The organism is Streptomyces sp. 8L (assembly GCF_020176795.1).
Classification (GTDB): Bacteria; Actinomycetota; Actinomycetes; order Streptomycetales; family Streptomycetaceae; genus Streptomyces.
Genome location: NZ_JAIUKE010000408.1, coordinates 1 through 11,355, shown reverse-complemented (window position 1 = coordinate 11,355; position 11,355 = coordinate 1). Strand labels below are relative to the sequence as shown.

The window sequence follows — 11,355 nt, the reverse complement described above, 5'->3', positions numbered from 1 at the left end:
TGCTCCTCGGTCGTCGCCTTCCACGTCGTGCCCATGTCGAGCAGGTTGACGAAGAAGTCGTTGGTCAGCGTGCCGGGGGGGAGCCGTCATGCCCGGACGACGCGCGCGCCGCGACGAGCGCGCCGGACGCGCCCCGACGTGCGCGTCGGGGGCGGTGTCAGACGAGGTCGAACCGGTCCAGGTTCATGACCTTGGTCCACGCCGCCACGAACTCGCGCACGAACTTCTCCTTCGCGTCGTCGCTCGCGTAGACCTCCGAGAGCGCGCGCAGCTCGGAGTTCGAGCCGAAGACGAGGTCGGCGCGGGAGCCGGTCCACCGCAGCTCGCCCGTCGCCGCGTCCCGGCCCTCGAACGTGTGCTGCTCCTCGGTCGTCGCCTTCCACGTCGTGCCCATGTCGAGCAGGTTGACGAAGAAGTCGTTGGTCAGCGTGCCGGGGGCCGTGGTGAGGACACCCAGCTGCGACTGGTCGTAGTTGGCGCCAAGCACCCGCAGACCGCCGACGAGGACCGTCATCTCGGGGGCGCTCAGGGTCAGCAGGTTCGCCCGGTCGACCAGCAGGAACTCGGCGGGCAGCCGGCTGCCCTTGCCGAGGTAGTTGCGGAAGCCGTCGGCGGCCGGCTCGATCGCGGCGAACGACTCGACGTCCGTCTGCTCCTGCGAGGCGTCCGTACGGCCCGGCGTGAAGGGGACCTCGACGTCGAAGCCCGCGTCCTTGGCGGCCTTCTCGACCGCGGCGCCGCCTGCCAGCACGATCAGGTCGGCGAGCGAGATCCGCTTGCCGCCGCTCTGCGCGGAGTTGAAGGCCTCCTGGACCTCCTCCAGGGCGCGCAGCACCGCGGGCAGCTGCTCGGGGTTGTTGACCTCCCACCCGTTCTGCGGCTCAAGGCGGATGCGGGCGCCGTTGGCGCCGCCGCGCTTGTCGCTGCCGCGGAAGGACGAGGCCGACGCCCACGCGGTCGACACCAGCTGCGCGACCGAGAGGCCCGAGTCGAGGATCTTGCCCTTGAGCGAGGCGATGTCGGCGGCGTCGACGAGCTCGTGGTCCACCGCGGGGACCGGGTCCTGCCACACCAGCGTCTCGGACGGGACCTCGGGGCCGAGGTAGCGCACGACCGGGCCCATGTCGCGGTGGGTCAGCTTGAACCACGCGCGGGCGAAGGCGTCGGCGAACTCCGCCGGGTTCTCGTGGAAGCGCCGCGAGATCTGCTCGTACGCCGGGTCCACGCGCAGGGCGAGGTCGGTCGTCAGCATCGAGGGGGCGATCTTCTTCGAGGCGTCGTGGGCGTGCGGGACGGTGCCCTCGCCCGCGCCGTCCTTCGGCTTCCACTGGTTGGCGCCTGCCGGGCTCTTCGTCAGCTCCCACTCGTAGCCGAAGAGGTTGTCGAAGAAGCCGTTGCCCCACTGGGTCGGGGTGCTGGTCCAGGTCACTTCGAGACCCGAGGTGGTCGTGTCGGCGCCCTTGCCGGTGCCGTACGCGTTGCGCCAGCCGAGGCCCTGCTCGGCCAGCGGGGCGGCCTCGGGGTCGGGGCCGACGCTCTCCGACGGGCCCGCGCCGTGGGTCTTGCCGAAGGTGTGGCCGCCCGCGATCAGGGCGACGGTCTCCTCGTCGTTCATCGCCATGCGGCGGAAGGTCTCGCGGATGTCGCGGGCCGCGGCCAGCGGGTCCGGGTTGCCGTTCGGGCCCTCGGGGTTGACGTATATGAGGCCCATCTGGACCGCGCCGAGCGGGTTCTCCAGCTCGCGGTCGCCGGTGTAGCGCTCGTCGCCGAGCCAGGTGGTCTCGGGACCCCAGTAGACGTCCTCCTCGGGCTCCCAGACGTCCTCGCGGCCGCCGGCGTAGCCGAAGGTCTCGAAGCCCATCTCCTCCAGGGCGACGTTGCCCGTGAGGATCAGCAGGTCGGCCCAGGAAAGGCTCTGGCCGTACTTGCGCTTGACCGGCCACAGCAGACGGCGGGCCTTGTCCAGGCTCACGTTGTCCGGCCAGCTGTTGAGGGGCGCGAAGCGCTGCTGGCCCGCCCCCGCGCCGCCGCGGCCGTCGCTGATGCGGTACGTGCCCGCGCTGTGCCACGCCATCCGGATGAAGAGCGGCCCGTAGTTGCCGAAGTCGGCCGGCCACCAGTCCTGCGAGTCCGTGAGGACCGCCGCGATGTCCCGCTTCACGGCCGGCAGGTCGAGGCTCTTGAACGCCGCGGCGTAGTCGAAGTCCTCACCCAGCGGGTTGGCCACCGCCGGGTTCTTGGCCAGGATCTTCAGGTTGAGCCGCTGGGGCCACCACTCGCGGTTCCCGCCGCCCTGCGTCGGGTGCGGGGCGCGCTGGTGCGCGACCGGGCAGCCGCCCGCGCCGTCCGTCTTGGCGTCGGTGACGATCGCCTCGTGGTTCTCGGACACGTTCTTCTCGGGCACGTTCTGTTCAGGCACGTTGTCCTCGTCCTCAGGCATGCGAAATCCTTCCGGGCCGGGCCGGCTCACGGTGGTCGGCAACTGGCGGGCGGTGCGACGGCAGGGGCGCGTGCCCCGGGGGACAGCTCCGGCCGGCGACCGGGCACCCGGAGCCTCCGGTTCCGATCGCGTCGGGATACGAACTGATCCACCCGAAAGGCCCTGGCCCGGCTCCCGCCGTACCGCGCGCTTCCCGCCCCTTGGCTATCACCGGAACCGATCCTACGATGGACCCAGTCCAAGTCAAGAAGTAGGCCAAACGTATATATACATAGAATTCGGATGCCCGCTGGTAAACTCCGGGTGTTCCCCGAACCTGAACAGGTGAACCGATATGAGTGACCTGCTGGAACGACTGCGAGGCCGCGGTTGGCGGTTGACGTCCCAGCGGCGCGTTGTCGCGCAGGTCCTCGACGGCGACCACGTCCACCTCACGGCCGACGAGGTGCACGCCCGGGCGGCCCGCGAACTGCCGGAGATCTCCCGGGCGACGGTCTACAACACCCTCGGCGAGATGGTGTCGCTCGGCGAGGTGATGGAAGTCTCGACCGACGGCCGCGCCAAGCGCTACGACCCGAACGCGCACCACCCGCACCAGCACCTGGTGTGCTCGCGCTGCGGCACGGTCCGCGACGTCCACCCCAGCGGCGACCCGCTCGCGGACCTCCCTGCGGCGGAACGGTTCGGCTTCAGCGTCACCGAGGCGCAGGTCACCTACCGGGGCCTCTGCCCGGCCTGCGGCTGAGCCGCGCGCCCACCCCGTACCTCCCGCACCTCCCGCACCTTCCGTACCTCCCGTACCTTCCGGCGGAGGGCGCGGTGCGCGACGTGCCGGCGTACGAGTGGTGGCAGACGGCGTGCGGGCGCACGGGTCGTGGTGCACGGGCCGTGGTGCACGACCGGGACCGCCGGGCCGGGGCCGCGGCGGTCCTGATCACTGCTGGTCATCCGTGCTGAACGCCCGTACTAGACGCTCTTGCCCGTGCCCGCGCCGCTTCCGTCCGTGGCCGTGTCCGCGTCGCCGGCCGGCCGGGGAGGCACCACCGAGGCGCCGGCCGCGTCGGGGCCCGGACCGTCCTCGTTGATCTTCGCGAGCAGCTCGTCGAGGCCCGGCTTCTCCTGCGGCTTGAGGTAGCCGAGGACGATGTAGAGGACCAGCGAGACCGCGCACGGCACGGACACCTGGTACTCCAGACCGACGCCGCCCGAAACCTCCCAGTTGATCGGGTAGTTGACCAGCCAGAACGCGATCAGCCCCGCCGCCCAGCTGGTGATCGCCGCGAACGGCCCGGAGCGGCGGAAGGCGCGCAGCATGCCGAGCATGAACGGGATCGCGATCGGCCCCATCAGGCCGGCCACCCACTTGATCACGACGGTGATGATGTCCTTGAACGTGGGCGAGTTGACCTGTGTCGCCACCGCCATCGACAGCGCGAGGAACGCGATGGTCGACACCCGCGCCGCGATCAGGCCGGCCCGCGTCGACCACGTACGGGCCGACTTCGACAGGACCGGCGCCAGGTCGCGGGTGAACACCGCGGAGATGGCGTTCGCGTCGCCCGAGCACATCGCCATGGTGTGCGAGAAGAAGCCGACGACGACCAGGCCCAACAGGCCGTGCGGGATGAGCTGTTCGGTCAGCAGCGCGTACGCGTCGGACGCGTCGGGCTTCACGGCGTGCACCAGCAGCGGCGCGCACCACATCGGGAAGAACAGGACCAGCGGCCAGATCAGCCAGAGCGAGGCCGACAGCGTCGCCGACCGGACGGCCTCCCGCGGCGTGCGCGTCGCCATGTAGCGCTGCGCCTGGTTCCACATGCCGCCGTTGTACTCGAAGGTCTTGATGAACAGGAACGCCACCAGGAAGATCCCGGTGTACGGGCCGGCCGTCGGGTCGCCGTGGCCGGAGGGCAGCTTGTCCCACACCGTCCACAGGGTGCTGAAGCCGCTGAGCTTCGCCATCACCGCGACCAGCATCGCGATGCCCGCGACGAACTGGATGATGAACTGGCCCAGTTCGGTCAGCGCGTCCGCCCACAGGCCGCCCACCGTGCAGTAGAGCGCCGTGATCGCACCGGTGATCACAATGCCCTGGACGAGGCTGAGGCCGGTGAACACGGACAACAGGGTCGCGATCGCCGCCCACTTGGACGCCACGTCGACGATCTTCAGCAACAGGCCCGACCAGGCGAGCAGTTGCTGGGTCTTCACGTCGTAGCGGTCCTTCAGGTACTCCAGCGGCGAGGCCACATGGAGCCGCCCGCGCAGCCGGTTCAGCCGGGGCGCGAACAGCTTGATGCCGATCGCGACACCCACCGCGATCGGGAAGGACCACGTCCAGAACGACGTGACACCGTAGGTGTACGCGATCCCGGCGTATCCGGTGAACATCACCGCGCTGTAGCCGGACATGTGGTGCGAGATGCCCGAGAGCCACCACGGCATCCGCCCGCCGGCCGTGAAGAAGTCGCCGACATCGCCCACCCGCTTGTGCGACCAGGCGCCGATCCCGATCATCACGGCGAAGTACGCGACGAGCACGACCCAGTCGATGCTGTTCATATGCCCCCTCCAGGGGTCCGCCTTGTGAACATCCGGTGCTCTCTGCCGGAGGCTCGGCGGGTGCCGGCGCGGGTCGGCCGGCCGGGCCCTGAGGCCCTGCGCCCCTGCGGGAAGGGGGACTTCGGGGGATTGAACCGTCAGGCGCGGGGACGGGTCAAGGCCTTCCCCGGTCAGGAATGTGAACCAGGATCAGCAAACCGAACGATTTTACTATCCCTTGACTTGGTAAAGAGTTGTCGTGCTCGTGACCGCCGCCACACCATGGGTGAGCTCTCTGTCGGGCTCATGCCAGGTGGCGCCGTACGGCGGCCGTCGCGGGCGAACGAGGACGGCCGAGCGGGATGCGGGTCCCGCGGCGGCCGTGGAAGGGGGAACGCCGCCCCGGGTGGCGGGGGTTGTGCGCCGTGCCGGTGCGGGGCCGCGTGTGACTGCGCGGGGCCGCGCGGGGCCGCGCGTGGCTGTGCGGGGCGCGGTGGCGTCCGTCGGTGTGTCGGCGCCCGGTGGCGCGGCGGCGCCCGGCGGCGGGCACGGCCGAGCCCCCTCGGCCAGGACGGCGGACCGGTCGAGAGGGCTCTGTCTGTGCGGGTTGTGCGCCGGTTCGGGTCAGGCGGGGCCGAATCCCGAATCGTTCATCTCGGTGACGAACGAGGTCCATGAGGTGGGGGAGAAGGCGATCGAAGGGCCCTCGGGGGCCTTCGAGTCCCGGACGTCGACCGACAGGATCTCGGGGGACCTGACTTCGACGCACGCGCCGTTTCCGCCCGAGTAGGAGGACTTGGTCCACGTGTCCGTGGCGCCCTGAAGGATTGCCATGCTTCTTCACTCCGGTTCGGCAAGTGGTGTGAAAACACGCCAGCTTTCTGCTGACAAGATCGACGCTACTCGCCCGACCTCGGAAGCGGGACGGGTCTTCACTCGTTCGGGTGGGATATGCCAGGGGGATGGTCTGATCATCGATGTGATGGGTGTATCCTTCACGCACTCATGATCAACTGCCGTGCGGGGGAAGCCTTTTGGCCTCCTTGGCACCCTTGGTGCCCTTGGCCTCCTTGCCTGTTGTGATCCCCTCGGCTGTTCCGACCTCCTTGGTCCGCCCGGGCACACCGGGGCGCACCGGGCCCGCGGTCGCGTCCTCCCGGTCCTACTCGGCCGCGTAGTCCTTCGCGATCGCCGAGATGAAGTCCCTGGTCTGCTCGACGTTCAGGGCCTGGGCGCGCAGGTGCTCGTACATCACGCTGTAGCGCTGTACGTCGTTGGCCTTCTCCAGGTACAGGTCGCTCGTCACGCCCTCGATGTACACGACGCTGGAGTCCGACGCGTCGGGGAACTCCAGGATCGCGTAGTGGCCGCTGATGCCCGGGTGCGCGCCCATGTCGAACGGCAGTACCTGCACGGTGACATGCGGCAGACGGGACTGCTCGATCAGGTGCTCCAGCTGCTCTCGCATCGTCTGCCGGCCGCCCACCACCCGGCGCAGTGCCGCCTCGTCCACGACCGCCCACAGCCGCAACGGGCGCTCGGTGTCCTTGATCCGGTCCTGGCGCCGCATCCGCACACCGACCCGCTTGTCCACGTCCGCCTTCCCGTACTCCGGCAGCGCGCCCGCGACGAGCGCCTCCGCGTACTCCCGTGTCTGGAGCAGCCCCGGCACCACCTGCGGCTCGAAGACGCGCAGCGAGGCCGCGTCGGTCTCCAGGCCGATGTAGACGCTGTACGGGATGTCGCCGAAGGCGTGCCACCATCCTTGCTGACGCGAATCCTTCGCCATCTGCATCAGCGAATCGACGATGCGCCGGTCCTCGACCTCGTACACCCCGCACAGGTCGCGCACATCGCGCTGGCTGATCGAGCGCCGCCCGTTCTCCAACCGGCTGATCTTGGACTGGGAGACGAGCAGGCGCTCCGCGACCTCTTCGGCCGTCATGCCCTTCTGCTCGCGGAGCCTGCGCAGCTCCTGGCCCAATCGGCGTCGCCTTACGGTGGGGTTGACGTTGGACGCCACGGGGACTGCACCTCCGGTGGATGGGGCCGGGGCGGCGGTGGGCACCGCCGCGGGCGACCGGCCGCGCTGTGATAGCTGTACGTATCTACTGCTCAGCAGATTGCCATCGATAGGCCTGGTCGCGCTGGAAAACGGGGATACAGGGTCGCGTGGGGAGCATGGGCGATGCCCCCGGCGCACGCTCCGGCGCACGCGCCGGTGCCCGTTCGGGCACGTACTGCCCGCGCCGGGGCCCGTACGAACGCGCGGGGCACGCACCGCCCGCGCCGGGCGCGTACTGTCCGCGCAGGAGCCCGCACAGGGGCCCGCACGAACGCGCGGGGCAGTCCGACGGATCGGACTGCCCCGCGCGTGTGTTGCGGCTCCCGGACCGGCTCTGGAGGGTCGGTACGAGGTCACGGTGGTGCGACGGCACGGCACGGCGCGCCGGCCGCGCGTGCGGCGCGGGGCGGGAGCGGATGGCTCCGCGCCCGCCCCCGCCGCTGCCGTGCGGAAACGAAGACCCTCAGTGCGCCGGAACGCGGGCCATGCTGCCTCCCCGGCTCGGCTGCGACGGAACGCCTCCCGGCCGTCCGCCTTCGGCCATGCCGGGCGCACCGGCCCCCTGGGCGGAGTTGCGGCGCGGCTGGGCCGCGACGCCGTTCTGCACGTCCATCACGGCGTGCGCGACGAGTCCGCCCATCGGGTCGTGCCTGATCAGGTCCCGGAGCCGGGAGCGCGAAGAGCGGCCCTCGTTTCCGGGGTAGAGGTGCTTGCCGAGACCGACCGCGTGGGCCAGCGCGGCGAGCGCCGCGGTCCGCGGGTCCGGTGGTACGCCGGTGCGGATCGCACTGTCCAGCCGGGCCTTGATCTCCCGGCTCACCGCCGTCTCCGTCGCCTGGTAGCGCGTCGTCGGCAGTACCCCGCACATCTGGCCCGCCACGGCATGCACCATGCCGCACCGCTCCAGGTGCGAGAGATACGTCTGGCGCAGCCCCAGCCGGGGCCCGCCGATCCAGTGGACGGCCCGAACCGGACTGCCGCGTCTGCGCAGCAGCTCCAGTGCGGAGTCCAGAGTCGGATCTCCGGTCGGCCGTGGCATCACCACGGCGATACGATCCCCGTCAGGGGCTATCCGTCCTGCCAGCGCCAGCTCCACTAGCTGTGCTCCGGCCAGGCCGAGGTCGAGCGACTGCGGCTGCGCTGTGGTACCCGTGGTCGGGTCCAGAGCGAGCAGCAGAAGCTCCTCCGGAATTGTTCTGCGGCTCCTGCCCATCCATGCCTCCCCGCGTGGATGAATGACAGGGTGACCCCTCTCACATTGGTCTGTCGAGAGTGCCTGGGTGCTTTGTGCGGGAACCGTTATGTATGTCGTTCTCGTCTAGGACACGGGCGGCGGTCCCGGACAGGAAACTGAGAGACGGTTCGGACAGCGCGGTCCGGCGCGGGAGAGCGCCGTACGGCGGAGCGACACGAAGGAGACACGGTGGCGGGCGAGTCCCCCGGCAAGTCGGAACAGCAGAAGTCGTCGGGGGAGACCGTCCCGGACGAACGGGAGGCGCGCGCGGCCGCCCCGCGCGAAGCGGAGGCGGACGGCGCGGGCGTTGCGGAAGCGAACGCCGACGCCCGGGCCGACGCCGGAGCGGATGCTGACGCCGAGGCCGACACCGATGCCGAAGCGGCCATAACCGGGAGCGCTGCCGCAGAGGCCCCGGAGGCCCCGGTGGCGTCCGAGGCCTCCGGGACCCCTGAGCCGTCCGGCGCGAAGCCGCGGCAGGAGGCGTCAGGGGACGCCGAGAGCGCGGAGAGCGCGCAGGGCTCCGCCCGGGACGATGCGTCCGACGACGCCCCGGGTGACGCATCGGGCGAGGCTCCCGGCGAGGACGGGGACGCCGCCGTTTCCGCCGTACGGGACACAGACGCCCCCGCGGGCGCCCAGGACGGGGCTGGAGAGCGCCCTGAGGACGAGGGGGAGGGTGAGCGCGGCGGGGAGGCCGCTGCCCCCGAGGGCGCCGCAGACGCCGCCTCCGCCGCGTCGGACGCCGGCTCCGAGGGCGACCCGTCGGGCTCCGGCGACGAGGTCCCCGGGCCGGAGGCGAAGTCCGACTCCGAGGCGAAGTCCGACTCCGAGGCGGAGTCCGGAGCTGGGGCGGTCGGTGAGCCCGAGCCCGAGACGTCCGGAGCCGGGTCCGCGACCGGGCCCGAGGCCGAGGCGGAGTCCGACTCCGGGGCCGAGCCGGTGGCCGAGCCCGAGGCGGGGTCGGACCCGGAGAGCGGGTCCGAGGCCGGGTCCGAGGCCGACGCGGAGGCGCCGAACAAGACCGAGGCCGGAGCCGGGGCCGAGACCGGGGCGCCGAGCAAGACCGAAGCCGTAGCCGAGGCCGAAGGCGCCGTTTCCGGGGATTCTCCGGACCGTCCCGATTCCGAACGCGAGGCCGAGCGCGACTCCGGGGACAGCGGTGGCGGTACCGGCCCGAAGGGGGACGGCGGCACCGGCCGCGGTCCCAAGGGCGCCGTCCCCGCGCAGCCCACCGGCAAGGACGACGCCCCGGGCGCGGCGCTGCCCCCCGCCCATACGCCCGGCTGGGCGGCGGACCGCGTCGACCACCCGACCACGGTCATCCGTACCGGACCTCCGTCCGGCAAGCCGCCCGTCGACCGGCCGACCACCGCGCTGAAGCTGCCCGCGGAACCGCCCCTCAACGGCGGCTCCTCCGCGGCCTCCGAGCTCGCCGGCAGCACGTTCGTACCGCTCAAGCGCGACGACCTGCCGTCGTCGCCCGCCTCATCGTCGCCGTCATCGCCGTCATCGAAGTCCCCGGCGTCCCCGTCGTCCGCCTCATCCCCTGCGTCGAAGGCCCCGGCCGCGCAGCCCTGGCCGTCGATTCCGGTACCCGGAAAGCCCGCCGAGAAGGAGAAGGGCGATCGTTCCGGCGATTCCGGCCGTCCTGTTGATCCCGGTGAGCCCGGCAAGCGCCCCGGGGGGGCCGGGGGGTCCGGTGGTCCCATCACCCCGGTCATCGACTCCGAGCGGACGTCGGTGCAACCCGTACCGCCCAGGGACCCGCTGGACCTGCTCGCCGAGCTGACGAACACGCCGGACACCCCCGTCCGCGTCGTCGCGCGGCGGTTCAAGATCTGGACGCCGCTCGTCGTGCTGCTGGCGATCATCTATGTCGTCGTGCAGGGGGTGCGCCCGCTCCCGGAGCCGACGCTGAAGATGACCGCCGCCGCGACGTACAGCTTCGCCGGGGACAAGCCGCGGTTGCCGTGGCCCTCGGAGGGCCAGGGGTACGTGGCCGCGCCCGGCCTCGGCACGATGGACTCGTTCGGCGCCGAGAAGCCCGTACCGGTCGGCAGTGTCGCCAAGTTGATGACCGCGTACCTGGTCCTCAAGGACCACCCGCTGAAGACCGGGCAGAACGGCCCGTCGATCACCGTCGACAAGCAGGCCGCGAAGGAGGGCGGTCTCGACAGCGAGGGCGAGTCGACGCTCAACACCGTCAAGGCCGGCGACAAGCTCACCCTCAAGGAAGCGCTGTCCGCGCTGATGGTCCAGTCCGCGAACAACATCGCCCGCCTGCTGGCGCGGTGGGACGCGGGCTCCGAGGACGCCTTCGTCAAGAAGATGAACGCCGAGGCGCGGGCGCTCGGCATGGGCCACACCACGTACACGGACCCGTCGGGGCTCGAGTCGTCTACGGTGAGCACGGCGAAGGACCAGGTCATCCTGGGGCAGAAGCTGGTCGGCATACCGGCGCTCACGGCGATCACGGTCCTGCCGAGCTGGACCGACCCGTCCGGTACGAGCCACCGCAACTACAACTCGCTCGTCCCGTACAACGGCGCCATCGGCCTCAAGACCGGTACGACCACCGCGGCGGGCGGCAACCTCGTCTTCGCCGCGCACAAGGTCGTGGACGGCAAGGACCAGCTCATCGTCGGCGCCGTCTTCGCCCAGCACAAGTCGCCGATCATCGACACCGTCAACGCCGTCAGCAAGACCGCGATGATCGCCGCCGAGGGCGAGCTGAAGCGCGTGACGGTCGTCCACAAGGGCCAGGTCGTCGGCGAGGTGGACGACGGCCTCGGCGGCACGACGCCCGTCGTCGCCACGGCCGACGCCAAGGCGGTCGGGTGGGGCGGGCTCACGGAGCGGCTCCAGCTGACGGCCGGCTCCGGCTCCGTCCCGCACACCGCCAAGTCAGGACAGCGCGTCGGGACGCTGACGGTCGGCAACGGACTGAGCAGCGAGGAGATCCCGGTCGCGGTCCAGCGGGCCCTGGTCGAGCCCGGATTCGGCGCGAAGCTCACGCACCTCTGATCCGGCCCGCGGAACCCGCCGGGCGGCCCCGAGCCGGCCGGCGGGTTC

Annotated in this window: 7 protein-coding genes; 2 read left to right on the top strand and 5 right to left on the bottom strand. The window is 71.3% G+C overall.

From position 1 onward, the window contains the following. Positions 1-157: 157 nt before the first annotated feature. Complete coding sequence (gene katG, locus LCE31_RS28925; protein WP_225019404.1) at positions 158-2,389, bottom strand: catalase/peroxidase HPI; 2,232 nt, start codon at positions 2,387-2,389, stop codon at positions 158-160. A 385-nt stretch (positions 2,390-2,774) separates the two neighbouring features. Between katG and LCE31_RS28920 the strand changes: the two genes are divergently transcribed. Next, a complete protein-coding gene (locus LCE31_RS28920) occupies positions 2,775-3,185 on the top strand; it encodes a Fur family transcriptional regulator (protein WP_225019402.1) in 411 nt (136 codons plus the stop codon). 221 nt (positions 3,186-3,406) lie between these two features. Here LCE31_RS28920 and LCE31_RS28915 read toward each other — a convergent pair whose 3' ends face one another. The 4 genes from LCE31_RS28915 to LCE31_RS28900 all read right to left on the bottom strand — a co-directional run bounded on the left by LCE31_RS28915 (position 3,407) and on the right by LCE31_RS28900 (position 8,259). Continuing rightward, positions 3,407-5,002, bottom strand: a complete 1,596-nt coding sequence (locus tag LCE31_RS28915; protein ID WP_225019400.1) for a sodium:solute symporter family protein — start codon at positions 5,000-5,002, stop codon at positions 3,407-3,409. A 603-nt stretch (positions 5,003-5,605) separates the two neighbouring features. Further along, on the bottom strand, positions 5,606-5,815 hold the full coding sequence (locus tag LCE31_RS28910; protein WP_225019398.1) for a DUF397 domain-containing protein: 210 nt from the start codon (positions 5,813-5,815) through the stop codon (positions 5,606-5,608). A gap of 328 nt (positions 5,816-6,143) precedes the next feature. Then, positions 6,144-7,004 carry a helix-turn-helix domain-containing protein gene (locus LCE31_RS28905; protein ID WP_225019396.1) on the bottom strand — a complete coding sequence of 287 codons (861 nt, stop codon included), beginning with the start codon at positions 7,002-7,004 and terminating at the stop codon, positions 6,144-6,146. Between the two features lie 505 nt (positions 7,005-7,509). Further along, positions 7,510-8,259 (bottom strand): GOLPH3/VPS74 family protein, encoded by a 750-nt coding sequence (locus tag LCE31_RS28900; protein ID WP_225019394.1) that lies wholly within the window; start codon positions 8,257-8,259, stop codon positions 7,510-7,512. A gap of 210 nt (positions 8,260-8,469) precedes the next feature. Here LCE31_RS28900 and LCE31_RS40970 point away from each other — a divergent pair, with 210 nt between their 5' ends. After that, positions 8,470-11,307 carry a serine hydrolase gene (locus LCE31_RS40970; RefSeq protein ID WP_225019392.1) on the top strand — a complete coding sequence of 946 codons (2,838 nt, stop codon included), beginning with the start codon at positions 8,470-8,472 and terminating at the stop codon, positions 11,305-11,307. Positions 11,308-11,355: the final 48 nt, after the last annotated feature.

What these genes read in the sequence shown, in the direction of transcription:
- LCE31_RS28920 (WP_225019402.1), top strand. Translation starts at nt 2,775, where the DNA reads ATGAGTGACCTGCTGGAACGACTGCGAGGCCGCGGTTGGCGGTTGACG.
- LCE31_RS28915 (WP_225019400.1), bottom strand. Translation starts at nt 5,002, where the DNA reads ATGAACAGCATCGACTGGGTCGTGCTCGTCGCGTACTTCGCCGTGATG.
- LCE31_RS28910 (WP_225019398.1), bottom strand. Translation starts at nt 5,815, where the DNA reads ATGGCAATCCTTCAGGGCGCCACGGACACGTGGACCAAGTCCTCCTAC.
- LCE31_RS28900 (WP_225019394.1), bottom strand. Translation starts at nt 8,259, where the DNA reads ATGGGCAGGAGCCGCAGAACAATTCCGGAGGAGCTTCTGCTGCTCGCT.